Annotated in this window: 23 protein-coding genes; 13 read left to right on the top strand and 10 right to left on the bottom strand. The window is 67.4% G+C overall.

Annotation, left to right across the window (positions count from 1 at the left end):
- Positions 1–41: 41 nt before the first annotated feature.
- Positions 42–1,520 (bottom strand): alkaline phosphatase, encoded by a 1,479-nt coding sequence (locus tag D3H34_RS16345; RefSeq protein ID WP_119554777.1) that lies wholly within the window; start codon positions 1,518–1,520, stop codon positions 42–44.
- A 299-nt stretch (positions 1,521–1,819) separates the two neighbouring features.
- Here D3H34_RS16345 and queC point away from each other — a divergent pair, with 299 nt between their 5' ends.
- Entirely contained in the window at positions 1,820–2,533 is a 714-nt protein-coding gene (gene queC / locus D3H34_RS16340) for a 7-cyano-7-deazaguanine synthase QueC (protein WP_119554775.1), read from the top strand.
- Here queC and D3H34_RS16335 read toward each other — a convergent pair.
- Together D3H34_RS16335 and D3H34_RS16330 are read right to left on the bottom strand one after the other, a co-directional pair.
- The gene (locus tag D3H34_RS16335) at positions 2,515–4,332 is read right to left on the bottom strand and encodes an ABC transporter ATP-binding protein/permease (RefSeq protein ID WP_119554773.1); all 1,818 of its coding nucleotides are present in this window, start codon (positions 4,330–4,332) and stop codon (positions 2,515–2,517) included. The genes queC and D3H34_RS16335 overlap by 19 nt on opposite strands.
- A gap of 124 nt (positions 4,333–4,456) precedes the next feature.
- On the bottom strand, positions 4,457–5,017 hold the full coding sequence (locus tag D3H34_RS16330) for a phosphonate degradation HD-domain oxygenase (RefSeq protein ID WP_119554771.1): 561 nt from the start codon (positions 5,015–5,017) through the stop codon (positions 4,457–4,459).
- 206 nt (positions 5,018–5,223) lie between these two features.
- Between D3H34_RS16330 and D3H34_RS16325 the strand changes: the two genes are divergently transcribed.
- From D3H34_RS16325 to D3H34_RS34695, 6 genes are all read left to right on the top strand, one after another.
- A complete protein-coding gene (locus D3H34_RS16325) occupies positions 5,224–6,258 on the top strand; it encodes a putative 2-aminoethylphosphonate ABC transporter substrate-binding protein (protein ID WP_119554769.1) in 1,035 nt (344 codons plus the stop codon).
- Between the two features lie 22 nt (positions 6,259–6,280).
- Positions 6,281–7,354, top strand: coding sequence for an ABC transporter ATP-binding protein (locus D3H34_RS16320; protein WP_119554767.1), 1,074 nt, complete (start codon positions 6,281–6,283; stop codon positions 7,352–7,354).
- 2 nt (positions 7,355–7,356) lie between these two features.
- Entirely contained in the window at positions 7,357–9,072 is a 1,716-nt protein-coding gene (locus tag D3H34_RS16315) for a putative 2-aminoethylphosphonate ABC transporter permease subunit (RefSeq protein WP_119554765.1), read from the top strand.
- Positions 9,073–9,089: 17 nt separating this feature from the next.
- The gene (locus D3H34_RS16310; protein ID WP_119554858.1) at positions 9,090–10,205 is read left to right on the top strand and encodes a TIGR03364 family FAD-dependent oxidoreductase; all 1,116 of its coding nucleotides are present in this window, start codon (positions 9,090–9,092) and stop codon (positions 10,203–10,205) included.
- 37 nt (positions 10,206–10,242) lie between these two features.
- Positions 10,243–11,073, top strand: a complete 831-nt coding sequence (phnX, locus tag D3H34_RS16305; protein ID WP_119554763.1) for a phosphonoacetaldehyde hydrolase — start codon at positions 10,243–10,245, stop codon at positions 11,071–11,073.
- An 84-nt stretch (positions 11,074–11,157) separates the two neighbouring features.
- Positions 11,158–11,292: a hypothetical protein gene (locus tag D3H34_RS34695; protein WP_286185798.1), complete on the top strand. Its 135-nt coding sequence runs from the start codon at positions 11,158–11,160 to the stop codon at positions 11,290–11,292.
- A gap of 15 nt (positions 11,293–11,307) precedes the next feature.
- Here the strand turns inward: D3H34_RS34695 and D3H34_RS16300 are convergent, their stop codons facing one another.
- Both D3H34_RS16300 and D3H34_RS16295 read right to left on the bottom strand, forming a co-directional pair.
- Entirely contained in the window at positions 11,308–13,461 is a 2,154-nt protein-coding gene (locus tag D3H34_RS16300; RefSeq protein ID WP_119554761.1) for a tripartite tricarboxylate transporter substrate-binding protein, read from the bottom strand.
- Positions 13,461–13,910: a GNAT family N-acetyltransferase gene (locus D3H34_RS16295; RefSeq protein ID WP_119554760.1), complete on the bottom strand. Its 450-nt coding sequence runs from the start codon at positions 13,908–13,910 to the stop codon at positions 13,461–13,463. Before D3H34_RS16295 ends, D3H34_RS16300 begins: the two co-directional genes overlap by 1 nt.
- Before the next feature lie 103 nt (positions 13,911–14,013).
- On the opposite strand from D3H34_RS16295, the gene D3H34_RS16290 reads away from it, so the two are divergent.
- Complete coding sequence (locus tag D3H34_RS16290) at positions 14,014–15,279, top strand: MFS transporter (RefSeq protein ID WP_119554758.1); 1,266 nt, start codon at positions 14,014–14,016, stop codon at positions 15,277–15,279.
- Between the two features lie 399 nt (positions 15,280–15,678).
- On the opposite strand, the gene D3H34_RS16280 is transcribed toward D3H34_RS16290, so the two are convergent.
- From D3H34_RS16280 to D3H34_RS16275, 3 genes are all read right to left on the bottom strand, one after another.
- Positions 15,679–16,113, bottom strand: coding sequence for a hypothetical protein (locus D3H34_RS16280; protein WP_147400456.1), 435 nt, complete (start codon positions 16,111–16,113; stop codon positions 15,679–15,681).
- Positions 16,114–16,185: 72 nt separating this feature from the next.
- Complete coding sequence (locus tag D3H34_RS33995; protein ID WP_147400455.1) at positions 16,186–17,820, bottom strand: WD40/YVTN/BNR-like repeat-containing protein; 1,635 nt, start codon at positions 17,818–17,820, stop codon at positions 16,186–16,188.
- Positions 17,821–17,941: 121 nt separating this feature from the next.
- On the bottom strand, positions 17,942–18,325 hold the full coding sequence (locus tag D3H34_RS16275) for an energy transducer TonB (protein ID WP_286185796.1): 384 nt from the start codon (positions 18,323–18,325) through the stop codon (positions 17,942–17,944).
- Positions 18,326–18,590: 265 nt separating this feature from the next.
- On the opposite strand from D3H34_RS16275, the gene D3H34_RS16270 reads away from it, so the two are divergent.
- The gene (locus D3H34_RS16270; protein WP_119554749.1) at positions 18,591–18,977 is read left to right on the top strand and encodes a tripartite tricarboxylate transporter TctB family protein; all 387 of its coding nucleotides are present in this window, start codon (positions 18,591–18,593) and stop codon (positions 18,975–18,977) included.
- 10 nt (positions 18,978–18,987) lie between these two features.
- Entirely contained in the window at positions 18,988–20,511 is a 1,524-nt protein-coding gene (locus D3H34_RS16265; protein ID WP_119554747.1) for a tripartite tricarboxylate transporter permease, read from the top strand.
- 60 nt (positions 20,512–20,571) lie between these two features.
- On the opposite strand, the gene D3H34_RS16260 is transcribed toward D3H34_RS16265, so the two are convergent.
- Entirely contained in the window at positions 20,572–21,990 is a 1,419-nt protein-coding gene (locus D3H34_RS16260; protein WP_119554745.1) for an aminotransferase-like domain-containing protein, read from the bottom strand.
- A gap of 122 nt (positions 21,991–22,112) precedes the next feature.
- Between D3H34_RS16260 and D3H34_RS16255 the strand changes: the two genes are divergently transcribed.
- From D3H34_RS16255 to D3H34_RS16245, 3 genes are read left to right on the top strand one after another with little or no spacing between them, the layout of a single operon-like run.
- Positions 22,113–22,301 carry a DUF2970 domain-containing protein gene (locus D3H34_RS16255; protein ID WP_119554743.1) on the top strand — a complete coding sequence of 63 codons (189 nt, stop codon included), beginning with the start codon at positions 22,113–22,115 and terminating at the stop codon, positions 22,299–22,301.
- Positions 22,301–23,023, top strand: coding sequence for a c-type cytochrome (locus D3H34_RS16250; protein ID WP_286185795.1), 723 nt, complete (start codon positions 22,301–22,303; stop codon positions 23,021–23,023). Before D3H34_RS16255 ends, D3H34_RS16250 begins: the two co-directional genes overlap by 1 nt.
- Positions 23,024–23,030: 7 nt before the next feature.
- On the top strand, positions 23,031–24,329 hold the full coding sequence (locus D3H34_RS16245) for a c-type cytochrome (protein WP_119554741.1): 1,299 nt from the start codon (positions 23,031–23,033) through the stop codon (positions 24,327–24,329).
- 37 nt (positions 24,330–24,366) lie between these two features.
- Here the strand turns inward: D3H34_RS16245 and D3H34_RS16240 are convergent, their stop codons facing one another.
- Positions 24,367–26,376 carry a lipoxygenase family protein gene (locus D3H34_RS16240; protein ID WP_119554738.1) on the bottom strand — a complete coding sequence of 670 codons (2,010 nt, stop codon included), beginning with the start codon at positions 26,374–26,376 and terminating at the stop codon, positions 24,367–24,369.
- Between the last annotated feature and the right edge of the window lie 118 nt (positions 26,377–26,494).

The following is a 26,494-nucleotide window of genomic DNA, read 5'->3' as shown; positions in this document are numbered from 1 at the left end:
CGTGTGCATGGTTGTGTTCGTCCGTGCGTGGTTGCCGCCCCTCACAGGCCGACCGCCTTCTTGATCAGTCCGAACACGTCGGTGTTGGTGATCACGCCCGAGAAGTTGTCGGCGCCCAGGCCTTGCGCGCCGAGGAACACGTCGGCACCGCCGTGGGTTTCGGAGTCGCTGGCCGGGTCCATCGGCACCACGGCTTCCTGCTGGTAGCCGGGCAGTTCCAGGTCCGACTCGTTGATCGCTGCGTCTAGCGCGGTGCGCGCGCTGCGTTTCGGACCGTTGCCGAATCCGATGATGGTGTACGGCTTGCCGTTCACGTCCTTGCTGGTCTTGCTGGTGTCGACGTAGTCCTTCACCAGGCCGAGCACGCCCGGCTTGCCGGCCTCGGTCTTGCCGGTGCGCGCGGCATAGCCGTTGAGTTGCAGCGTGTGGTCATGGTCGGCGGTGACCACCACCAGCGTGTTCTTCAGGCCCGGGTCGATGGCCTTCATCTTCTCCAGCGCCAGCTTGATGGCATCGTCGAAGGCTCCGGTGTCCTGCAACGCGCGGCGCGCGTTGGTGGCGTGCAGCGCATGGTCGATGCGACCGCCTTCCACCATCAGGAAGAAGCCCTTCTTGCGCGCAGCCAGTGCGTCGATGGCCTTGCCGGTCATTTCGGCCAGGCTCGGCTCCTCGGTCGGCTTGCGGTCCAGGTCGTAGGCCATGTGGCTCTTGGTGAAGAGGCCGGCGATCTTGGTGCTGCCGTCGGTGGGCAGCTTGTCGAACTCGCTCTTGTTGGCAGCGTAGCTGTACTTGGCGGTCTTCAGCTCGGCGATCAGGTTGCGCTTGTCGGTGCGCTTGCCGCCGTCTTCCTTGGTGTTGAAGTAGTCCGTGCCGCCGCCGAAGAACACGTCGATGCCGTCTCCCAGCTTGGCGTTGTAGCCAGCGCCGCCCGGCACCAGCGCCGCGGCGATGGTGTTCTCGGCGTCGCGGTGGCACACGTGCGAGTACGTGGCGGCGGGCGTGGCGTGCGTGATGCGCGTGGTGGTCACCACGCCGGTGGCGTAGCCCTTGGCCTTGCTCTGCTCCAGCAGCGTTTCCACGGCCTGGCCGTTGCCCGAGGGGCAGGTGCTGTCGAAGTTGAGGTGGTAGGCCTTGCCCGCGGCGTCGGTGGCCTTGGTGTCCGGGCTCATCGAGATGACCTCGTTGTTCATCTTCACGCCGGTCATGTAGGCCGACATCGAGGGGGCGCTGTCGGTCACCTGCGCGTCGTTCGAGTAGGTGTGGACGAAGGCCGTCTCGGGCAGCGTGTCGATCGTGAGGTCGCCGTCCTCGCCGACCTTGTAGATGCGCGCGGCGGTCAGCGTGGTGATGCCCATGCCGTCACCCAGGAAGAAGAGGATGTTCTTCTGTGCCTGCGCGGCCGGCGGCGTGGTGAGGGGTGGAATGATCGGCAGCGTCTGGCTGCCGTTGTTGCTGCCGCCGCAGGCGGACAGCATCAGTGAAGCGCCCAGCAGCGCCGGGGCGATCAAGCGGTGATTCATGCAACGGACTCCCTCGAAGGTCTTGACGTTCGACGCGCGTGCTGCGCATCGACTCAGGGAGTGCAATCTAGGGATGTCAGGTGACTTGGCCGTGACGATGCGGGCCGTACGCGAAAGTTCAGTCCGTGTTTCTGGATCGGTTGTCTTCGGCGTGTCACGTTCCTGCGCCGGCCGTCCGCTCTCAAGTGCGCCTCATGCGAAAAGGCACCTGACGGTCATGCGTGGCATCGCTGCGACGCCGGGCCGATCGGCTGCGAAAATCGCCCATTTGGACTCCGGCGGCCCCGCCGTTGACGGACATGCCCCTGCACACCACCGCCCTCGTTCTGTTTTCCGGCGGCCAGGACTCGGCCACCTGCCTGGCCGAGGCCCTGTCCAAGTACCAGCGTGTCGAAACCCTGGGTTTCGACTACGGCCAGCGCCACCGCGTCGAACTCGACGTGCGCGGCACCGTGCTCGCGAAGATGCGTGAGCGCTTTCCCGAGTGGGCGCCGCGCCTGGGCGAAGACCACGTGCTCACGCTGGCCGCGCTGGCGCAGCTTGGCGGCTCTTCGCTCACCGAGGAAGTCGCCTTCGCCATGCAGGCCGACGGCCTGCCCAACACCTTCGTGCCGGGGCGCAACCTGCTGTTCCTCACGCTCGCGGGCGCGCTGGCCTACCGGCGCGGGCTGCAGGTGATCGTCACCGGCGTGTGCGAGACCGACTTCTCGGGCTATCCCGACTGCCGCGACGACACCATGAAGGCCATGCAACTGGCGCTATCGCTCGGCCTGGAGCGCCGCCTCGTGATCGAGACGCCGCTCATGTGGATCGACAAGGCCGAGACCTGGGCACTGGCGCACCGGCTGGGCGGTCAGCCCCTGGTCGACCTGATCGTGGAAGAAACCCACACCTGCTACCTCGGCGACCGCGAACACCGCCAGGCCTGGGGCTACGGCTGCGGCGAATGCCCGGCCTGCGACCTGCGCAAGAAGGGCTGGGCGCGTTATTCAGGTCAGGCCGCTGCGGGCTGAGCCGCACCGGCATCGATCCGGTAGCGGGCGCCACCGCTCGCGCCTTCCCTCGCGCTTTCTTCCTGCGGCACCAGCGTCCACCGCTGGCCGTGGAAATCGCCCACGGATGGGCGATGTGCAATCGACACCATCGCGCCGCCGCCCGCACGGACCGTGTCGGCGAGCCGCTGGTAGAGCACGCCTTCGGCCTTGGCGTCGAGCGCGCTGGTGACCTCGTCGGCGAACAGCCAAGCCGGCTTCTTCAGCAGCACGCGTGCGATGGCCAGCCGCTGCTGTTCGCCGCCCGAGAGCTTCTGGCTCCAGGCATCGCTGTCGTCGAGCCGGCCCACCAGGTCGGGCAGGAGCGCATCGGTCAGGGCCTGGCGCAGCTGTTCGTCGCTGAAGCCCGCGGCCGGGTGCGGGTAGGCGAGCGCCTCGCGCAGCTTGCCGTCGGGCAGGTAGGGGCGCTGCGGCATGAAGACCGCATCGGTCGGTGCCTGCACCTTGCCGCTCGCGAACGGCCAGATGCCCGCGAAGGTGCGAAACAGCGTCGACTTGCCGCTGCCCGAAGGGCCTTGCAGCAGCACGCTGTCGCCGGGATGCACCGCCAGCGCGGCGCCGGCCAGCAAGGGCGTGCCGTCGGGCAGCGCGACCGTGAGGTCTGTGGTGCGGAGCGCGGCGGCGTTGTCCTCGCGCCGCAGCGCGTCTTCGCGCGTGCGCTCGGCATGGGCGCGCATCGCGTCGTCGAAGCTGATCAGGCGGTCGGTGGTGGCGCGCCAGACGGCCACGCGGTCGTAGTTGGCGACGAACCAGCTCAGCGACTCCTGCACCTTGTCGAAGGCCGACGAGATCTGGATCAGCGCGCCCAGCTGGATGGCGCCGCTGAAGAAGCGCGGCGCCGACACGAGGAACGGAAAGATCACCGACGCCTGCCCGAACATCGCGGTGAAGGTGACAAGGTTCTTCTGCTGCTTGATCAGCTGCAGGTAGTTGCGCAGCACCGTGCTGAAGCGCGTGTCGAGCTGGCCGCGCTCCACGGTCTCGCCGCGGTCCAGCGCGATGGCTTCGCTGTACTCGCGCACGCGCACCAGGTGGTGGCGGAAGTCGGCCTCGAAGCGCTGCTGGCGGAAGTTCAGGCCGATCAGCGGCCGGCCGATGTAGTGCGTGATGACCGTGCCGACCACGCAGTAGACCAGCGCCAGCCACACCATCGAGCCGGCGACTTGGTAGGTGCTGCCGCCCAGCGACAGATCGAAGGTGCCCGACAGGCCCCACAGGATGCCGATGAAGCTCAGCAGCGTGACCACCGCGTTCAGGATTTCCATCGACAGCGTCATCGTGGCGTTGGTGAACATCTGCATGTCCTCCTGGATGCGCTGGTCGGGGTTGTCGGGCGTGGCGCCGTCGGCGTGCGCGTAGCGCGCCAGCTCCAGGTGATAGAAGGTCCGATCGGCCATCCAGCGGCCCAGGTAGTGGCGGGTCATCCAGGAACGCCAGCGCAGTTGCAGCAGTTGCGTCACATAGAACTTGGCCACCTGGATCGCGATGTTGAAGAAGGCCAGCCAGGCGAACACGCGGATCTCGCGCCAGAAGACCACCGCGTCCTTGTTCTGCAGCCCGTCATAGAAGCGCCCGTACCACTGGTTGAAGAGCACCAGCGCATACACATACGCCAGGTTCAGCGCGACGATGCCCGCGAACATGAGGCGGGCCCGCCATTTTTCTTCCGAGCTGAAGTAGGGGGCCGCGAGCCGCAGCACACGGCGCAGGACCTGGACGAACGCGCCGGCTCGCGCCGCAACGGTGGGTTTGGATGACATGCGGATTTCCTCGCAGGCGCGGATGCGCCGGACCTCGTGAGGAATCCATAGTAGACAAATGTTTCTTAAACGGGGCTGAAAGCAGGCCCCGCCACCTGTCGTGCTACTTGCCCCCCTTGGGCCCTCAGCGCAGCATCACGCGCGCAGCCGTCGCCAGGAAATGCGCGAGCGGCGGCGTCTTCAGCCCCTCCGCCTTGGCCTCTTCGTCCCACAACCGCAGCCGCACCGCGTCGCCCGACCACGGCAGGCCGGCAAAGCGCTGCGCCGCTTCGTCGTCCATCACGCCGCCCTGCAGTGCCAGGCTGCGTACCGAATCGGGCGAGAGCTTCGAGAAGTACGCCGGCCGCGTCGCGCACAGGTAGCGCTTGGCGTCCACGTGCAGGCGGATCGGCTCGCGCACCGCCACGTCGAAGGCGCCGCGCAGCAGCGGCAGCGCGATGTACTGGTGGCGATCGTCAATGCCCAGTTCGGTGGGCGAAGCCGAGAGCGTCTGGTGCTCGGCGATCAGCAGGTGCCCCAGGTCGTGCAGCAATGCAGCTGTCACGAGCGTGTCGCCGGCCCCGGCCTGTTCGGCCAGCCAGGCGCATTGCAACGCGTGTTCGAGCTGCGACACCGGCTCGCCCGCATAGGCCAGCGCGCCCCGTTCGGCGAACAGGCGAGCGATCTCGGCGAGGTCGAGTGTCATGGAATTGCAAAAGGAACCGGTGCGACAGCCTCCACAGGCTCGTGCCGCGCGATGACAGCCGTGTGACGAAATTGCAAACGCCGTGGGGCGGGTGTGGCCGTGTGACAAACCTTTGTCACATAGCGCTGCGAGCATCGCTGCGTTCACGGCCCAGGCCGTGTTTTCTTTTTGCGTACATCGCCAGTTCTCACACCGAGGGATTTCCCATGCTGCGTCGTCATCTCCGTTGGGCCGCCGTGCCCGCTGCCCTGTTCTCGCTGGCCTTCGCCGCATCGGCCCAGGGCCGCACCGAGTTGCTGGTCTACACCGCGCTCGAAGCCGACCAGGTGCAGGCCTACAAGGCCGCCTTCGAAAAGGAGAACCCGGCCATCGAACTGAAGTTCGTGCGCGACTCCACCGGCATCGTCACCGCCAAGCTGCTGGCCGAAAAGGCCAACCCGCAGGCCGACGTGGTGTGGGGCCTAGCCGCCACCTCGCTGATGCTGCTGGACAAGGAAGGCATGCTCCAGCCCTACGCCCCCAAGGGCCTGGACGCCATCAAGCCCACCATGCGCGACACGGCCAATCCGCCCAAGTGGGTCGGCATGGACGTGTGGTCGTCGGCCATCTGCTTCAACACCGCCGAAGCCACGAAGAAGAACCTGCCCAAGCCCACCAGCTGGGCCGACCTGACCAACCCGGTCTACAAGGGCCAGATCACCATGCCCAACCCGGCCGCCTCGGGCACCGGCTACCTGATGGTGTCGGGCTGGATCCAGATGATGGGTGAAGACAAGGCGTGGAAGTACATGGACGCGCTGCACCAGAACATTGGCGTCTACAGCCTGTCGGGCAGCAAGCCCTGCCGCCAGGCCGGCGCCGGCGAGTTCGCGCTGGGAATGTCGTTCGAATACCGCGCCAACAAGACCAAGCGCGAGGGCGCGCCCATCGACATCGTGCTGCCCAAGGAAGGCCTGGGCTGGGACATGGAAGCCACCGGCATCATCAAGACCAGCAAGAAGCAGGACGCCGCCAAGGCCTTGGCCGACTGGGCTGTGACGAAGCAGGCCAACGAGCTGTACGCGAAGAACTTCGCGGTGCTCGCGCTGCCGGGCATCCAGGAAAAGCTCGAGTTCGTGCCGGGCGATGTCGAGAAGCTGCTGGCCAAGAACGACTTCAACTGGGCTGCCGCGAACCGCGACCGCATCCTGACGGAATGGTCCAAGCGCTACGACGCCAAGGCCGAAAAGAAACCCATGTGACCGGGGTTTCGGGTAGCCGCACATGACCAGCTTTCTTTCTCTTCGCGGCATCGGCAAGTCCTTTGGCGCCACGCGCGTGCTCGACGGCATCGACCTGGACATCGAGCCCGGCGAGTTCGTCTGCCTGCTCGGCCCTTCGGGCTGCGGCAAGACCACGCTGCTGCGCATCGTGTGCGGCATCGAACGCGCTGACAGCGGGCAGATCCTGCTCGGCGGCCAGGACATCGCGGGCCTGCCGCCCGCGGCGCGCGGCTTCGGCGTGGTGTTCCAGTCGTATGCGCTGTTCCCCAACCTCACGGCGGCGCAGAACATCGCCTACGGCCTGCACCCCACGGGCGCGCTGGCCCGTGAGATGGCCAAGCGTTCGCGCGAAATGCTCGACCTCGTCGGCCTCGCGGCGCATGCTGACAAGTATCCCGTGCAGCTGTCGGGCGGCCAGCAGCAGCGCATCGCGCTGGCGCGCGCCCTGGCGCCCAACCCGCGCCTGCTGCTGCTCGACGAGCCGCTCTCCGCGCTCGACGCGCAGGTGCGTGCCACGCTGCGCAGCGAGATCCGCGCGCTGCAAAAGCGCCTGGGCATCGTGACCATCATGGTCACGCACGACCAGGAAGAAGCGCTCTCGATGGCCGACCGCGTGGTGCTGATGCACAACGGCCGCATCGAGCAGGCCGGCACGCCCGACGAGCTGTACCGCCAGCCGCGCACCCGCTTCGTCGCGGGCTTCGTGGGCCGCATGAACATGCTGCCCGCCACCGTGCTGGCCGACGGCAAGGTGCGCGTGCGCGACGCCGAACTGTTCTGCCAACCGGCCGCCCTGAGCGCGGGCACGCAGGCCACGGTCGGCATCCGCCCGGAGCATGTGGTGGTCAAGCGCTTCGGTGCCGAACTCGGCGCCAACAGCTTCGCGGCGCGCCTGCTCGACACCGAGTTCTTCGGCAACCGCACCTCGGCCCGCCTGGCCTGCGAGCCGCTGGGCATCGAGATCGAGGCCGAGCTGCCCGCCGACGCGCGCATCGGTGGCGAAGAGCCGCTGGTGCCCAGCAGCATGGTGCACATCCAGCTGCCGCTGCACGCGCTGTCCGTTCTGACGCATTGAGCATGAGCAGTTCTCCCGACGCCATCGCCGTGCGGCCGGTGGCGATGCCGCGTGCCGGCCATTTCGACCGCGAACGCTGGCTCACCGGCGCCGCCGTGCTGCTGGTCGTGGCGCTGCTGGTCGTGATCGTCGCGCTCCCCGTGGGCGCGCTGGTCGGCCAGAGCTTCTATGACCGCGCCGGCGCGTTCGTCGGCCTGAGCAACTTCGCGCGCTACCTCGAGAGTCCGGCGCTGGTGCAGTCGGCGTTCAACAGCGTCGCGCTCGCCGTCGTCAGCGCCGTGCTGTGCACCGCCATCGCCTACGTGTATGCCTACGGCCTCACGCTCTCGTGCATGCCGGCCAAGGGGCTGCTGCGCGCCGTGGCGCTCATGCCGCTGCTCGCGCCCTCGCTGCTGCCGGCCATCAGCCTGATCTACCTGTTCGGCAACCAGGGCCTGTTCAAGGGGCTGCTGGGTGACCTGTCGATCTACGGCCCGCTGGGCATCGTGCTCGGCTCGGTGTTCTGGACGCTGCCGCATGCGCTGCTGATCCTCACCACCGCCATGGCCACGTCCGACGGGCGCCTGTACGAGGCCGCGCAGACGCTGGGCGCTTCGCGCTGGCGCATCTTCCGCACCGTCACGCTGCCCTCGTCGCGCTACGGCCTCATCGTGGCCGCGATGGTCGTGTTCGTGCTCGTCATCACCGACTTCGGCGTGCCCAAGGTCGTGGGCGGCCAGACCGGCGTGCTCGCGACCGACATCTACAAGCAGGTGGTCGGGCAGCAGAACTTCCAGATGGGCGCCGTGGTCGGCCTCGTGCTGCTGATTCCGGCGGTGCTGTCCTTCCTCGTCGAGCGGCGCGTGCGTCGCAAGCAGGCCGCGGCGCTGTCGGCGCGTGCCACGCCCTACCAGCCTGAACCCGTGAAGTCGCGCGACCGTGCGCTGCTCGTGTTCTGCACGCTCACCGCCATCGCCATCGTCGTGATGATCGGCATGGCCGTGTTCGCATCGCTGGCCAGCTACTGGCCCTACAAGCTCGCACCGTCGCTGAAGAACTACGACTTCAGCAACATGGACGGCGGCGGCTGGGGCAGCTACGGCAACTCGCTGCGGCTGGCGCTGTGCGCGGCCGTGGCGGGCGCGCTCGCCACCTTCGTGTCGGCCTACTTCGTGGAGAAGCCGCGCCACTTCGGCCTGCTGCGCGAGCTGCTGAACCTGCTGGCCAACCTGCCGCTCGCGGTGCCGGGGCTGGTGCTCGGCGTGGGCTACATCTTCTTCTTCAACTCGGGCTCGAACCCGCTGCACGGCCTGTACGGCAGCATGGCGATCCTGGTGATCTGTACCGTGGCGCACTTCTTCTCGGTGGCGCACCTCACCTCGCTCACGGCGCTGCGCCAGCTGGACCGCGAGTACGAGCTGGTGTCGGAGTCGATGGGCGTGCCGTTCTGGCACACGCTGTGGCGCGTGCACCTGCCGGTGGCGCTGCCCACGGTGCTCAACGTGGCCGGCTACTTCTTCGTCAACGCGATGACCACCGTGTCGGCCGTCGTGTTCCTCTACTCGCCGCAGACCACGCTGGCGGCCATCGCCGTGCTCAACATGGACGACGCCGGCGACGTGGCACCCGCCGCCGCCATGGCCTCGCTCATCATGCTCACGGCCGCCGTCGGCCGCGGACTGTTCGCGCTGGCCGGGCACTGGGCATTGAAGCGAACGCAGGCCTGGAGACAGCGATAGTGAGCCCCAGCATGTCCGTGGACAACTTCGATGTGATCGTGGTCGGTGCCGGCATCGTCGGCCTGGCCCATGCCTACACCGCCGCGCAGCGTGGCCTGCGCGTGTGCGTGGTCGAGCGCGATGCGGCCTGCCTCGGCGCGTCGATCCGCAACTTCGGCTTCATCACCGTCACCGGCCAGGCGCCGGGCGACATGTGGCGCCGCGCGATGCACTCGCGCGACGTGTGGCAGGCCATTGCACCGCAGGCCGGCATCGACATCGTGCACCGCCACCTCTGGCTCGCGGCCTGGCGCCCCGAGGCGCATGCCGTGCTCGAAGCCTTCCTGCGCACGCCGATGGCGCAGGACTGCGCGCTCATCGACGCCGCCGACGCGCAGGACCGGGCGCCCGGGCTCAACCTCGCGCAGGCGCGCTCGGTGCTGTTCAGTCCGCACGAGCTGCGCGTCGAATCGCGTACGGCCGTCGGCCTGCTCGCACGCTGGCTGGCCGAGGTGCATGGCGTCGTGTTCCGCTTCGGCGAAACCGTGCACGAGGTGGAAACCCCGCGCGTGCGCACCTCGCGCGGCACCCTGCGCGGCGAGCGCGTGGTGGTCTGCACCAACACCGAGCTGCACGGCCTCTTTGCGGGACGCATCGCTACGCACGACCTCACGCTGTGCCGCCTGCAGATGCTGCGCGTGCAGCCCGAAGCAGGCTTTCTTCTGCCGGGCGCGGTGATGACCGACCTGAGCCTGGTGCGCTACGAGGGCTACAGCGGCCTGCCCGAGGCGGTGGCGCTGCGCGAGCGGCTGATGCAGGAAGAGCGTGCCTCGCTCGATCACGGCATCCACCTCATCGTGGTGCAAAGCGCCGACGGCTCGCTGGTGGTGGGCGATTCGCACCACTACGGCGACGCGCCCGAACCCTTCGCCAGCGAGGCCGTCGACCAGCTCATCCTGCGCCACCTGCGCAGCACGCTCAACCTCGAAAGCGCGCAGGTCACCGAACGCTGGACCGGCGTATACCCGTCGTCGAAGACCACGCCCTGCGTGATCGACGCACCCGACGACGCGACGCGCGTGGTGCTGGTCACCAGCGGCAGCGGCGCCAGCACGGGCTTCGGCATTGCCGCGGACGTGTTCGACGCGTGGTGAGCACCGCGACCTTCTTCACCTTCTTTCTTCCGTCGCCATGAACGCGCATCACCATTCCAAGCTGCAGGCCGTCGTCTTCGACTGGGCCGGCACCATCCTCGACTTCGGCTCCTGCGCCCCGATGGGCGCCTTCGTGAAGCTGTTCGAACAGTTCGGCATCGACATCACCATCGACGAGGCACGTGCCCCAATGGGCATGGCCAAGTGGGACCACATCAAGGCGCTGGGCACGCAGCCGCGCATCGCGGCGCAGTGGGAGGCAAGGCACGGCCATGCCTTCAGCGACGCCGACGTCGATCGCCTCTACGAGGTGTTCACGCCGATGAACGCGGCCAGCGTGCGCGACCACACCGACTTCATTCCGGGCGCCCTCGAGGCCGTCAACGCGGCGCGCGAACGCGGGCTGAAGATCGGCTCCACCACCGGCTACAACCGGCCGATCATGGACGTCGTCACGCCGCTCGCCGCGGCCGGCGGCTACGAACCCGACAACCTCGTGTGCGCCGGCGACCTCGCGGCCGGGCGCCCGTCGCCGCTCATGATGTACCGCTGCTTCGCCGACCTCGGCGTGTGGCCGCCGCACACCGTCGTCAAGGTCGACGACACCGGCGTGGGCCTGCAGGAAGGCCTTAACGCGGGCACCTGGGCGGTCGGCGTGTCGGTCAGCGGCAATGTCAACGGCCTCACGCTGGCCGAGTGGCAGGCGCTCGACGCCGACGGGCAGCAGGCACGCCGCGCCCGCGCCACCGCCGAGCTGGAAGCCGCTGGCGCGCACTACGTGATCGACAGCGTGGCCGACCTGCCGAACGTGCTGGAAGACATCGAGCGCCGCCTGCAGGCCGGCGAGCGTCCGGCTGCAGGCCTCTGAAGCGAAGAAACGCTCGCTTCACCGACGACGGCTGCCGCTGTCGTCCGACTTGACGCGCAACCTCGCAGGTTTAGCCTGCTTCGCATGCGAAGCACAGCCCTTGTTCTTCTGGTCTGTCTCGGCCTGCTGACAGCGGCCTGCGACGGCAAGCGCAAGCCCGGCATTCCGGTGCCCAAGGCTTCGGTGAGCGTCGTGGTGTCCGCGTTGTCCGTGGGCTGACCGGCAGCCCGCTCCTCAACGCGCCGGCGGCGTTGCGGCCGGTGCCGAGAGTGCGCGTGCCCAGCGTTCGCGCTCTTCGTGTTCGAGGGCCAGCAGCGCTTCCGGTGAGCCGCCTCCGCCGACGACCTGCATCTCCTGCAGTTGCTTTTGCACTTCGGGCCTGGCCAGCACCTGGTCCACCGCTTCCTGCAAGGTGCGATTGGATGCGGCATCCGAATTCGCCGGCGCCCAGAGGCTGAAGCGGTCGTACGCCGTGTAGCCGTCCAGCGGCGCGCTGGACGCCAGCGTCGGCCATGTCGCGCCCTCGAAGCTTTGCGGATGCGCTGCATCGGCCGTGGTACCCAGTACACGCAACTGGCCGCGCCGCACGGCGACCGCCACGCCGTTCACGGGCGCGAACAGCAGGTCTGCCGCATGCGCCTTGGTGATGACGTCCGAGTCCGGGTACATGCCCTGGAAGACCACGCGCTGCACATCGACGCCGCTCAGTGCGCGGAACTGGCCGAAGGCCAGGTGCCCGGTCCAGCCGTCGTCGCCCGTGCCGATGCGCAGGCTGCCGGGGTGCGCCCGCGCGTAGGCGAGCAGGTCGTCGGTGCTGTGAATGCCCAGTGTGTCGGCCTTGGTGCTGTCGATGGCCAGCACCAGCGGCTCCGACGTCCACAGGGTGACGGGGCGAAGGGCATGCATCAGCGCATCGATCGGCGCCGGTTGGTGCACGCCCTCGATCCCGCCGCGTGGCAGCCGCAGTGCGGCGAGCAGCACCTTCGTGTCACCGCCTTGTGTCATCAGCCGGCGGTAGTCGGCCTCGGTCGCCTTCGACACATGATCGACCTGCACGCTGCGTCCCAGCAGGTTGGGCAGGTGGCTGGCCAGCATTCCGGCGTAGTGGCTGGTGCGGCCTCCGGGGGGAACCAGCACGGTGACCTGCAGCGCGGGGTCGGGCACGGGGGCAAGCCATTGCCCCGCGTCGTTCAGCAGGCCGAAGCGCGGCGCCCACTGTCCGCCGGTGGAGGCGTTGCGCACCACGGCTTCGGCCACCCAATACCGACCCACGCGCTGGAGTTTGCGGATGATCGGCTGGCTGTCCTGCCAGCCGGGTGGGCGCCAGTCCTGCGGGAACAGGCCCGTGACCACGGCGTAGCCATGACGGAACGGGCGCGCGGCCTCGAATTGCGGCGCGATCGCCCAGTTGCCTTGTGCGTCCTGGTAGCCCCATCGGCCGGTGTCCGTTTTCTTGACCGGGCGCAGCGCAACGCCGGCAGGGCCGCCGCGCAGCCGTTGCCAGCGGCACTCGACCGGCGCGCGCGTGGTGAGGATCGCCGGCCCGGTGGCGGTGCACAGGCGGATGCGGCGCTGGGCTGTCGCGTCGGGCAACTCGCCGAAGATGAATGGAATCACCATGCGCCCTTGGGCGTCGATCAGGCCCGTGCCGGTGGAGCCGGGCGTAGGCAGCAGCCGTCTGTAGCGCATCCATTGCACGGTCGCGGTATCGCGTTGCGGTGTCGGCTGTGTGCGCCACCGTCCTTGCGCATCGCGCAAGCCGAGTTGCCCGAGCACCGTGTCCACGTGCAGGTCGGGTGGGGCCTGCGCGGATTCGCCCTGCATCAGGTACGAGAGGGCCGCGGAGGATTCGACGGACGATGTGACCTGGCCGTCGCAGCTCAGGGGCGGCACGGCCCACCGGCCTTGCGCATCGAGGCGCCCGTAGGCCGTGGTGCTTTGCAGCCTGCCCCCGGGCTTGCGTTCGACCAGCCACACCTTGTGCAAGGGTTGGTGTGCGGTGTTGATGGCGATCCGTTCGAGCCACACGACCTGCCAACGGCCGTCGCAGAAGCTGCGGGCCGCCGGTGAGAGGAAAAGGGCGCGCCCCTCGAGCGTGTCGAACAGCGCGGGCGGGCGCTCGCTGTCTTGACCGGAATTCAGGCTCAGCCAGCGCGACCGTGCCATCAGCTCGGGAGCCATGCCCAGGGTGAAGGCGAAGATGTCTTCCCACGGCGGTGCCGCTTGCGCATCCACCGGCTGGAATTGCCACGCAGGCTGCATCGGCAACGCGCGCTCGGGGTTGCTGTACAGCGACTGGTAACTCGGCGGCGCCGCGTGGGCCGAAGACAGGCCGATGCCGAGCCACAGCAGGGCTGCCAGGAGGAGCAGACGAGGCAGGCGCTTCATCAAAGGTGGTACTCCAGCACCTCGTCGCCCGCGGCATCGAATTCGCCCGTGGGTTTCCAGCCCAGGCGTCGATAGAACCCGTGCGAACGAACTGCCGGGTCGGGCGAGCAGCCGAGGAAGAGCCGCTGGAAGCCGAGTCTTTTGAACTCATCGACCATCAGCGCGAGCAGCGCCTTGCCGATGCCCTGGCCTTCATGCGCGGGCAGCAGTGCCAGCACGGCGATCTCGCCGGTGTCGCGCGCGCCGAAGCAATAGCCAACCAGCTCGTCGTCGACCTGCGCGACGTAGCCGGGCAGGGAGCCGTCGGCGATGCCGGCCTGCCAGCTTTCGAGGGTGATGCCGAGCGCCTCCAGTGCGTCGACCGAGAAGGCGTTCTCTCGTGTCCTGCCTCGCAGATCGAGGCACGCGGGCGTGTCTTCGGGAATGGCTTGTCGGTAGATGGTATTCATGCGTTCGGTCCTCCCAGGCTGCAGGGCGCGCGCAGCGCGCAACGCGGCCTTCCGCGAGAATGCCACACGGCATGCGCCGCCCCTTCCAGGCGTGGAGACAAGAATGAAGACCACAGAGACAGCCCCCGTCCATCAGCCCGACTCGCGCTATGCCATGGTGCGACTGGCGCTCACGCTGCTGATCATGACGGTCGGCAGCAGCGGCATGTACGTGGTGTCGGTGATGTTGCCCGCCGTGCAGGCCGAGTTCGGCATCGCGCGCGCCGATGCCTCCATGCCCTACACGCTCCTGATGCTGGGCTTCGGCTTCGGCGGCGTGCTCATGGGCAAGCTGGCCGACCGCATCGGCGTGATGAAGCCGCTCCTGATGGGCTCGGTCTTTCTTGCCGCGGGCTACATCGCCACGGGCATGTCGCAAGGCATCGTGTCCTTCACCATCGCGCAGGCGCTGCTGGTCGGTCTGCTCGGCAGTTCGGTGGCCTTTGCGCCGCTGGTGGCCGACACCTCGCTGTGGTTCGTCAAGCGGCGCGGCATCGCGGTGGCCGTGTGCGCCAGCGGCAACTACCTGGCGGGCGCCGTGTGGCCACCCATCGCGCAGCACTTCGTCGAACAGGTGGGTTGGCGCCAGACCTACATCGGCATGGGCATCTTCTGCGGCGTGACGATGGCGCTGCTCGCGCTGTTCTTCCGCGCGCGGCCGCCCGCGCTGGTCGACGTGGCACCCGTGTCGCAGGTGGCGGGCAGCACCGTGGTGCGCGACATGACGCGCCCCTTCGGGTTGAGCATGGGCGCGGCGCAGAGCCTGCTGTGCATCGCGGGCGTGGCTTGCTGCGTGGCGATGGCGATGCCGCAGGTGCACATCGTCGCCTACTGCGGCGACCTGGGCTACGGCCCGGCGCAGGGCGCGATGATGCTGTCGCTGATGCTGGGCTTCGGCATCGTGAGCCGGCTGGTGTCGGGCGCCATCTGCGACCGCATCGGCGGGCTGCGCACGCTGCTGCTGGGCGGCGTGCTGCAGTGCGTGGCGCTGCTGCTGTTCCTGCCCTTCGACGGGCTGGTGCCGCTGTATGTGATCTCGGCGCTGTTCGGCCTGTTCCAGGGCGGCATCGTGCCCTCGTACGCGATCATCGTGCGCGAGCACTTCCCGCCCAAGGAAGCCGGCGCACGCGTGGGCACGGTGCTGATGTTCACGCTGTTCGGCATGGCGCTGGGCGGCTGGATGTCAGGCAAGGTGTTCGACCTGACGGGCAGCTACCACGCGGCCTTTCTGAACGGCATCGGATGGAACCTGGTGAACGTGAGCATCGCGAGCTTCCTGCTGTGGCGGGTGAGTCGGATGCGGCGGGGTGGGGTGGCGGTGGCGGCTTGAGAGCGCGGTAGCCTCTTCCGTCTCATGACACGGAAGGGATTCGATGTAAGGCTGTCTTACGCCAGTGCGAGGAAGACTCCGGTAGCGACAAGCAGAGTCCCGATCAGGCCTATGCCTGCCCAATAGATGCACGCATCGCGTCTCGCGCACTTCTTACATGCCCGGGCCAGCGTGGCGGGTCCTGGACCACCGGCAACGCGGATTTGAACGGACTGCATGGGACCAAGGTCCGTTCCGCATCGAAAGCAGTTCCACGACGAGCTCATTTGCTGCGCCTTGCGGTGGTTGTACCTGTCCCAAGTGAACGCACCCAAGGCCAGTGCGATCAGGAGCGCGAGGAGGATCTGATTCGCATCCATGCGAGCGGCGCCGCTGATTGATTGCTGTAGTCGATCAACTTCACCGGGAGTCCGGATTGAAGAGCGCAGCGAGGAAGCGTCGAATCAATCGGTGAATCTCGATGTACAAGAAGATTGCGAACGCGGCGACACAGAGTGCGGTGCCACCTTCGGTGGGTCCGAACATCAGTACCAACAGGCCGATGACGAACAGTCCGATGCATGCAAAACGAAAACCTTTGCGAGTTGCCCGATCACTCTCCGCCTTCTTTTCAGCCTCTTTGTGGGCGTGCTGCACTTGGGCTCCAACGTCGGCCGCTGTCGCTCGGATTTCGTCGCGAATCCCACTCGGGTTGCGTCCGCTCAGAACGATGCGAAGCGCATTGCCTGCTTCCTCCGAGAGGCTGTCGCCACGGGTGACGAGGAGATACGAGAGCTCCTCATCAGTCATCTTGGAGTAGCGATCGAGAAAGTACGCCGTTTGTGCTTCTTCCAATTCAAAGCTCCTTGCTTGAGTCGGCGCCATTGGCACGCTTCAGTTTTGCGGTTTCAAATCAGGTGATAGGGACTATGGCAGGACTCGTTCCGCGTTCCAGGTCTTGCCACCATCCTGTGAGACCATGAACCGGCCGTTCGCGCCGGCATAGCCGATTTTCTCTGTACCACCCAGCGCGATAAGGGTGCCGCCGATAGTCTTTGGTGAACCAGCCAGGGACCAAGTACGACCGGCATCGTTGGTTCTCCAGATGGACTGTCTATTCAACTCCGGATCAAGAGCCGCAATGGAGTCGGTACGAACAACATACCCAACTTTCTCCGAGACAAATAGCAGACCGCCGTTTGCCCAGTTCAGATCTCCTCGTCTCTCCCAGCTCTTGCCATCGTTGTCGGTCGTTGTGAAGTACATGCCCGTCAACGGAATGCCGCCAAAACGACCGATGCTTCCATCATTCAAAGAAGCCCAGTTGGAGGGGGTGTTTTCGTCGCCTGACGAAACATCCTTCCAGATCGGATCTGCGCTGCTGTATTTCAGAATCTCTGTCTTGCTCTGAAACGCGCCCGTGGCGAGAAGCACTTGGCCAACTGCTTCGAGAACATATCCACGCACGTCATACATTGGATTCACAAATAGTGCACGGGGTTTGGAGAACTGCTCCTTCAAAGGGCGGTCTGCCGAGGCGCCGATAGAAAGGCCAAGGAATCGATCGCTCGTTTGGAGAACGACCAGTACATCTGCGCTACCTGGCAATGCCCCAATGTGAATGACAGAGGAGTCCGTTGTCGGCAATGGGATCGACTCCCAGCTGCCCGTGGGTGTGCGGCGCACCATCAAGATTCCATCGTCGGAGCCCGCATACATTTCGCCGCCAAGGCCCACATGCAGAGATCGAATCGGCAGTGAAGTAGGTGTCTGCTGAAATGTCCAGGCTCCTTGCTTGCTTCGCACCGCAATTTGCCCGAACGACTCTCCAAACAGTACGCTTCCATCGGGTTGCAACTGCGGTGATGCCACTCGCATGGTCAACCCCAGCGATTCGTCATGGGCCTTGCGACGAGCGCGAAGCCGATCACCATCGTTCCATGCCAAGACCGGCCGCAAACTCAATTGATCACGCAGTGTCGGATTGAGGCGCCGAAGAATTGTTTGCCTGTCAAAAGGCGCGTCAGGAGCGATGCCCCAACGGAACTCTCGTGAGTTCACTGGATAGTGCTTGCGTACGTATGTGATCGTGCCGAGGTCAGTCAGCTGGCCAGCTGCGATTGCGAATGCAGGAAATGTATTGGAGGCATCGGCGCTGCTTATGAGAGTCATGACGGCTGACGATGAACTCTCGACGCCGTGGATTTCATATGTTCCCGGGGACAGTGCTCCTAGAAACAAGCTGTGGTTCTCGATGAGTTCGGAGCGATTCGAAAGCCATGTCTTTTCCGAAGTCTCCAGGTTCTTGACCTGGAGTCTGGCCCACTGACCGAAGAACGTGGAGATCCCTGCTCGATTGGATGTCATCTTCACAGAGACCACGCCCTGCGCAGGCGCCAACTGCAGCGAGCTGGGTGCATTCTTTGCTCGCTCTTCAGGCGATACCTGAGGTATGGCACATCCGCTCAATAGAAGCGCGGCTGTCAACCATGGTGCGATTGCAAGGCGAAGCAATGAGCCTCTCGGGTTGCTGGCTTGCGGCTGTCGAGTGAAGTTGAACATTGTCCTATCAAGGCCGAAGCCCTTGCTTGTTTCGAAGTCGGCCTAAAAAATGCGGAGCCGGCCGGTGTGAATGGACGATTGCAGGCTGAAAAGGCATCTGCCCAGGGCCTACCTACCACCGCTAATTCATCGTCGGCTGCTGCGGCGGCGACGTGATGAAGAACCGGATCGGCACTTCCCGCCACACCACCGTGCCGTCGTCCGGCGTCGGCTTGAAGCGCCACTTGCGCACGGTCTCCAGCGCCGAGCGGTCGAGCCGCGCGTGGCCGCTCGACTGCTTCACTTCCACGCTCGCGGGCAGGCCGTCGGGCGTGGTCCGCACGCGCAGCAGCACGGTGCCCTGCTCGCCGTTCGTGCGCGATTCGGCCGGGTAGGGCGCGTTCGGGTTGGGCGGCTGTGGCGTCCACTCGCCGGGGGCCGGAGGTGCCGCGCAGGCGGTCAGCAGCATGGCGGTGAGGGCGCCCGCAAGGAGCGCGCATCGGGGAACGGGGCGTGGTGTCTTCATTGTTGTGTTGTCCTGCATGCCTTCGGGGAGCGGCCCGGGCATTGTGACCCGTCCGCGTTCGGCGCCTCCCTGCCCGGTACGTAGTTCCCCTCGCAGCCCGGTCAGATTCCGATCAGCTTCCAAAAAGAGCATCGATCCGTCCGGTGGCTCCTGCCGGACGGAGACACGCCCGCACCGGTTTTCATGGGTCGCGGGCGCATTCGAATCACATCACATCGTGAGCGCGTGAATGAAAAATAGAAACTTGGCCAGAGGTCTGTTCCTCATGGCCATTGCATTGGCCTTCGGCCTGACCGGGCTGCAGTATCCGATCGGCGATCTCAGCCGGGCGGGGCCGGGCCTGTTCCCCGTCATGGTGAGCGGCCTGCTGCTGCTGATCGGCGCGGCCACGGTGGTCCGCTCGTTCGTGGTGGCGCCGGTGGCGCTGAACCTGAACTTCAAGAACATCGCGATCATCCTCTCGAGCCTGTGCGGCTTCGCGCTGATCTCGATGTACGTGAACATGGTCGTGGGCATCGTCTTCATGGTGTTCTGCTCGTCCTTCGCGGGCAGCGCCCCTTCGTGGGTGCGCAGCCTGAAGATCTCCGCCGGCCTGGTCGCGATGGCCTTCGCGCTGCAGAAGCTGCTCGGCCTGAACCTGCCGCTCTTCTGAGGCCACGACCATGACGGAAGTCCTGAACAACCTGGCGTTCGGTTTCTCGCACGCCCTGACGCTCAACAACCTGATGTACTGCGCCATCGGCTGCACGGTGGGCACGCTGGTTGGCCTGCTGCCGGGCCTGGGGCCGCTGGCCACCATCAGCCTGCTGCTGCCGCTGACGTATTCGATTCCCACCACCGGCGCGCTCATCATGCTGGCCGGCATCTACTACGGCGCGCAGTACGGCGACAGCGTGAGCGCGATCACGATGAAGATCCCGCATGCGAGCAGCATCGTGGCCTGCATCGACGGCTATGCGATGACGCTCAAGGGCAAGACGGGGCTGGCGCTGTTCACGGCCGGCTTCTCCAGCTTCATCGGCGGCACGGTCGCGATCCTGGTGCTGTCGTTCCTGGCGCCGGTGCTGGGCGAAGTGGCCTTCCTGTTCGGCCCGGCGGACTACGTCGCGATGATGCTGGTGGGCTTCGTGTGCGTGAGCTTCGTGACCACGGGCAGCCTGTTGAACGGCCTGGCGATGTGCATGATCGGCGTGCTGCTGGGCACCATCGGCACCGACGTGAACAGCGGCATGGCGCGCTTCACGATGGACATGCCTTTCCTGACCGATGGCGTGGGCATCGTGAGCATCGCGCTGGGCTGCTTCGGCATCGCCGAGATCACGAAGAACCTCGACTCGCGCGAGGAGCGCTCGCCCTTCAACGGCAAGATCAACCTCATCCCGACCTGGGCGGAGTTCAAGCGGATCATCCCCAGCGCGCTGCGCGGCAGCGTGGTGGGTTCGTTCCTGGGCATCCTGCCCGGCGGCGGCCCGACGATCGCGCAGTTCGCGGCGTATGCGCTGGACAAGAAGGTCAGCAAGTACAAGGACGAGATCGGCACCGGCTGCATCGAAGGCGTGGCCGGCCAGGCGGCGGCCGACGAAGCCGCGGCGCGCACGAGCTTCATTCCGCTGATGAGCATCGGCATTCCCGAGAACGCGGTCATGGCGCTGATGCTGGCGGCCTTCATCATCAAGGGCATCCAGCCGGGCCCGAACATGATCGCCAGCCACCCCGAGCTGTTCTGGGGCCTGGTGGCCAGCATGTGGATCGGCAACGTGTTCCTGCTGGTGCTGAACGTGCCGCTGGTGCGCTACTGGCTCTCGGTGTTCAAGATCCCGTACAGCGTGCTGTTCCCGTCGATCCTGTTCTTCTGCTGCATCGGCACCTACAGCGTGAACAACAACCTGCAGGATGTGTTCATCACCGCCGCGTTCGGCTTCATGGGCTACATGTTCATGCGGCTGGAGCTCGACGCCGCGCCGCTCATGCTGGGCTTCATCCTCGGGCCGATGCTCGAGGAGAACTTCCGCCGTGCGATGCTGCTGAGCCGCGGCAGCTTCGGCGCTTTCGTCTCGCGGCCCATCAGCGGCACCTTGCTGGGCCTGATCGCGATCTTCGTGCTGTGGCAGCTCGTGGCGTTCGTGCTGCAGGCGCGCAGGAAGAACGGGGCGTCGGCGCCGGTGGCGCTGGAACCGCAGGAATAAAAACGCAACCTGCCTGAACGACGCCCGCCTGACGCCCGCCTTTTGGCGGGCGTTGCCGTTTCAGGCGGCGTCCGCCACCAGCCGACCCAGCGTCTGCAGGGCCTGCTCGCTGTGCGCGTCCCAATCGTGGCCGTAGTTCAGCCGCAGGCAGTTGGCGAAGGCGCGCGTGGCCGAGAAGATCGGGCCCGGCGCAACGCTGATGCCGCGCTCCAGCGCCTGGCGATGGATTTCCAACGCACTCACCTGTGGCGGCAGCTCGACCCACAGGAAGTACCCGCCCAGCGGTCGCGTGGCGCGCGTGCCCGCCGGAAAGTAGTGCCCCACGGCCTGCGCGAAGCTGGCCTGCTGCATCGCCAGCGTCTGGCGCAGCTTGCGCAGGTGCTTGTCGAAGCCGCCTTTCTCGAGGTAGTCGGCCAGCGCCAGTTGCGCGGGCACCGAGGTGCTGAGCGTGGTCGTGAGCTTCTGGCGCGCCACCTTGCGCGCGAAGCGCCCGGCCGAGGCCCAGCCGATGCGGTAGCCGGGCGCGAGGCTCTTCGAGAACGACGAGCAGTGCAGCACCAGCCCCTGCGTGTCGAAGGCCTTGGCCGGCGGCGGGCGGCGCTCGCCGAAGTACAGCTCGGCGTACACGTCGTCCTCGATCAGTGGCAGGTCATGGTGCGCGAGCAGTTCCACCAGCGCCTTCTTCTTCGCATCGGGCATCAGGCTGCCCAGCGGGTTCTGGAAGGTGGTCATGAGCCAGCAGGCCGTGGGCTTGTGCGCGGCAATGGCCTGCGCCAGTGCGTCGAGGTCGATGCCTTCGCCCGGATGCGTCGGCACCTCGATGGCGCGCAGGCCCATGCGTTCGAGCGCCTGCAACGCGGCGTAGAAGGTGGGCGACTCCACGATCACCGCGTCGCCCGGCCGCGTCACGGCCGAGAGGCAGAGGTTGAGCGCTTCGAGTGCGCCGTTGGTGACGACGATCTCTTCGGCCGGCACGGGCAGGCCGTCGGCCAGGTAGCGCAGCGCGATCTGCCGGCGCAGCGCCGCGCTGCCGGGCGTGAGGTCGTCCACCGTGCGCCACGGGTCGAGCGACTTGGCGCTGGCGGCCATGAACTGGCCCAGCCGCGCCAGCGGAAACAGCAGCGGGCTCGGAAAGGCCGAGCCGAAGGGCACGACCTGGCGCGACATGCTGGCTTCGAGGATGTCGAACACCTGATCGCTCACTTCCAGCGCGCGCGGGCCTTCGGCCGGGCGCGAAGTGAGGGTGGTCTCGGGCGGCGCGTCGCGCAGGCCGCCGCCGGCCACGTAGTAGCCCGAGCGGTCGCGCGCGCGCACCAGGCCGCGCGCTTCCAGCAGGTAGTAGGCTTGGAACACGGTGGAGGCGCTCACGCCGCGGCTGCTGCCCGTGTGGCGCACGGAGGGCAGGCGGTCGCCGGTCTTGAGGGTGCCGTTGCGGATCGAGGCCTCGATGCCGGCGGCCAGGGCTTCGTAGCGTTTCATCGGGGCTTCATCGGGGGCTGCATCGGTGGGCCGTTGTCATTCGCGGGGACTCTAATCTGATATGGTGAATCGAGCTGGATCTGCATCTGTTTTTTTTGACCCGTTTGCGCGACAGTGGACCCATGTTCAATCTGATGCGCGCGGTGCGCGCCGTACTCTGGAGCTTCATCGGGCTGGGCGGCCGTCGCGCCGACGCCGACAAGCGGACCGCCCAGTTGGGCATCCTGCCGCTGATCGGCGTGGGCCTGTGCATGGTCCTGGTGCTGATCGCGGGCCTGATGGCCCTGGCGCATTTCGCGGCCGGCACGTGATGAAGGCTGTGTTCCACCGTGCAGCGCTGGCCCTGGCGCTGCTGCTGCCGCTCGGCCCCGTCGCCGTGCACGCCGCGACCACCGTGCCCGACACCATCGAGCAGCGCGTGGCCGCCTGCATCGCCTGCCACGGGCGCGAGGGCGCGACCACCAACGCCGGTTTCTTCCCGCGCCTGGCGGGCAAGCCGGCGGGCTACCTGTTCAATCAGCTCGTGAGTTTTCGCGACGGGCGCCGCTTCAACAGCGACATGACCTACATGGTCCAGCACCTGTCGGACGACTACCTGCGCGAGATGGCCGAGTACTTCGCGAACCTGTCGCTGCCGTACCCGGCGGTCCCGTCGCAGAGCGACGCCACGCCCGAGCAGCTGCGCCGCGGGCGCCAGCTGGCGCTCGAAGGCGACGCGGCGCGCAACATCCCGGCCTGCGTGCAATGCCACGGCGCGGCGCTCACGGGCGTGCAGCCGGCCATTCCGGGCCTGCTGGGCCTGCCGCGCCTGTACGTGTCGTCGCAGCTCGGCGCCTGGCTCACCAAGGAGCGCCATGCGCCCGCGCCCGACTGCATGGCGCAGATCGGCCAGCGCATGACCACCGCCGACATCAACGCCGTGGCCAGCTGGCTGGCCGTGCAACCGATGCCGGCCGACACCCGCCCGGCGGCCTCGCTGCCCGCGCCGCTGCCCGTCACCTGCGGCGGCATGCCGACAGCAGCGAAACCGTGAGAACCCGATGACCTCGCGACTGAGATTCCTTGGCTGGACCCTGCTGGGCCTGGTCACCCTGGCGGCCGTGGGGGCCGGCGTCGTGCTCGCGCTGAACCTGCGCGGCGAAGACCCGCTGCCCGAGCGCGCCGAAGCCTTCGAGGCCACGCCGCAACTCGTCGAGCGCGGGCGCTACCTCGCGCTGGCGGGCAACTGCGCGGGCTGCCACACCACGCGCGGCGGCCAGCCTTACGCGGGCGGCGTGCCGCTGGAAACGCCGTTCGGCACCATCTACGCGACCAACCTCACGCCCGACCCGACGCACGGCATCGGCGGCTGGAGCAGCGCGCACTTCTGGCGTGCCATGCACAACGGCCGCAGCAAGGACGGGCGCCTGCTGTACCCGGCCTTCCCGTACCCGAACTTCACGCAGGTCACGCGCGAAGACTCGGACGCCCTCTACGCCTACCTGCGCAGCGTGGCGCCCGCCGACACCGAGAACAAGGCGCACCGGCTGCGCTTCCCGTACGACACGCAGGCCGCGCTTGCGGTGTGGCGCGCGCTTTCGTTCAAGCCGCAGCCCTTCGTGGCGAACGCGAACAAGCCGGCCGAATGGAACCGCGGCGCCTACCTGGTGGGCGGCCTGGGCCATTGCATCGCCTGCCACGGCACCCGCAACTCGCTGGGCGCGACCGAGACCCAGCTCGGCCTGTCGGGCGGACTCATCGCGGTGGAGAACTGGTACGCGCCCTCGCTGGCCGATCCGCATGAAGCGGGTGTAGCCGATTGGCCCGCGGCCGACGTCGTGGCGCTGCTGAAGACCGGCACCGCCCCGCGCGGCTCGGTGATGGGCCCGATGGCCGACGTCGTGTTCCGCAGCACGCAGTACCTGAGCGACGCCGATCTGGGCGCGATGGCGATCTACCTGAAAGACCTGCCCGAAGCCGTGAAGCAGGAGGCGTCCGAAGAGAAGAAGGCGCCCACCGCGCCGGTGCGGCGCGACGCCGGCGCGATGGTGCGCGGCGCGAAGATCTACGACCAGCGCTGCGCCTACTGCCACGGCGACCAGGGCCAGGGCGCGGCCGGTGCGTATCCGCCGCTCGCGGGCAACCGCGCGGTGACGATGGCGCAGCCCACCAACCTGATCCAGGTGGTCGCGCACGGCGGCTTCCTGCCCGCGACGGCCGGCAACCCGCGCCCCTACGGCATGCCGCCGTTCGGCCATGCGCTCGATGCCACCGAGGTGGCTGAGGTGCTGACCTACATCCGCGGCGCGTGGGGCAACAACGCCGCGCCGGTCACGCAGCTGGACACGATGCGCCGCTGAGCGGCGCCTGTACCAGCAACCGGCCGCAGCGCCGTCTTCAGATGTTCGTGCTCGACGGGATGCGGCTGGGCAGCAGGTGCTCGTACGGCCGCGTGCGCGTGGTGTTGCGCTGGCGGATGGTGGCCTCGATGCCGGCCAGCGCGTTGCGAAAGCGCTCCAGCGGCCCGCCCTGCGCGGCGATGGCCGGATCGAGCAGCACCGGCAGGTGCGGGAACACGTTGTCCTTGTACTCGCCCAGCGGCCGGTAGTACACGCCGCCCAGGATGTGGAACAGCAGGATCTGCTCCTGCGCCGCCAGCCGCGACGGCAGCATCTGCGACCAGCTCGCTTCGCTCTGGCCCGCGGTGCCCGTCGGCGCGGGCACGCCGCCCGCGCCCGCGCTGAAGGGCGCATAGGTCATCACCGAATACTGCGGGAAGTTCACCGCCGCATGCTGCGCGCTGGCGTTGAAGATGATCGCGGTCAGCACCTCGACCAGCTGCGTGCGCGTGGTGATCGGGCGGAAGCCGTGCACCTTGCCGCTGGTCGCGAGCTCGGTGGCCCAGGCCTTGAGTTCGTAGTCGCCGGTGACGTCGCCGTCGCTCAGGTAGTAGGCCGCCACGTAGTCGCCGACCCATTGCGCGATGGCGTTCCACACCAGCAGCGCGTCGTCGCGGTACGGGTAGTCGGGCAGCGCCGCCGCGTCGTCCACGCCGCGCGTGCGCAGGTCGTTGGGCAGCACCATGCGCTCGTAGAAGTCGTAGGCCAGCCGGTCGCGCCCGCATTGCTGCTGCAGCGTCTCGATGGGCGCGGTGAGGATCACATCGCCCGTGGTCAGCGGCGCCATGATGATCAGCGTCGCCGCCTCGTTGATGAACATCGCGCCTTCCAGGTGCGGCGACAGCAGCCGGCTCAGCGGATGCGCGGTGGCCAGCTGGCGCTGCGTGGCCATCGCGAAGGCCTCCGACATCAGGTGCGTGCGGCCGAGGTGCACGAACATCTCGTGGTAGTTGAAGTCCGCCACCTGCACGGCGGTCTTGGCCGACTGCCAGGCCCAGTAGGCCCCGGTGTCGGCGGTGTCGTCCACGCGCAGGAAGATCGGGCTCAGCGCCGGGTCCTGCCCGCACTGGATCGCCACCGGCACCAGCGAGCGGCCGGTCTTGGGCCGCGCGAACAGGGCGATGGGCGCGTGGATGTAGGCCGTGCCCGTGAGCGGCTTGCTCACCGGCCCGATGGGCGCCATGTCGCCCAGGCCTTCGTAGTCGAGCAGGTAGAGCCGGCCCGACGCGGCCGCCTCGGCGAGGCTGTCGTTGGCACCCATCACCTGGCGGTACTGCGCGTCGCCCAGCGGGAACTTCGTGGGCAGCGTTGTCGCGCGCTGCAGCAGCATCGGGTTGGGCCCGGCCACGCGCATGGCCGCGAACAGGTCGTTGTCGTGCAGCAGCTGCGAGAGGGCCGGCTTCTCGATGGTGACGAACAGCGCGTCGTACTGCGCCACCGTCTTCGGCCCGCTCAGCGCGCCCAGCGGGCCTTGCGACAGCAGGTCGTGGTGGATCTGCTTCAGTTGCGTGGCGATGTCGCCCGCCGTGCCCGTGAGCGTGCCCAGCAGGGCCAGCGCCGCAGCGGGCAGCGTCGCCAGCCCGCCGTTGGCGGACAGCAGCTGGTCGAAGCTGGCCTGCAGTCCCGCCAGGCGCGTGCGCAGGTTGTCCAGCGACTGCAGGCTGCCCGAGGCCAGCGCGCTGGTGGCGAACGAGGCCGCGAAATTGGTGACGGCCTCCAGGGCCTTGGCAATCGTCTTGAGCTGGTGCTCCAGCGCCGGCAACTCGGTCGGCGGCACCACCGCGCCCATCGGCACGCCAGCCAGGTTGATGTGCGATTCGGTCCAGACATAGGCCGCCTGCCGTCCCACCAGTTCGAGCCGTCGCAAGGTGGCGCTGATCGGGTCGATCTTCTGCGGCAGCGTGGGCTTGAGCACCGGCAGGGCCGCCGAGGCGGTGGAGGTCTTGCCGGCCAGCAGGCCCAGGCCGCCCGCCGAGGCGGACCATTTGAGGATGTCTCTGCGCTTCATCGGTAAATCCCTGTCGTTATGAATCTTGGGAAGGCCGACGGGATGTCCCGCCACCAAATAGAACGCTCGTTCTTTTTCGTGGGCGGATTCTGCGGAGGGGCTCCGGCGTTGGCAATGA

Source organism: Acidovorax cavernicola, assembly GCF_003581445.1.
Note: the sequence above shows the minus strand (reverse complement) of the source record. Positions and strands in the feature narration are given on the sequence as shown.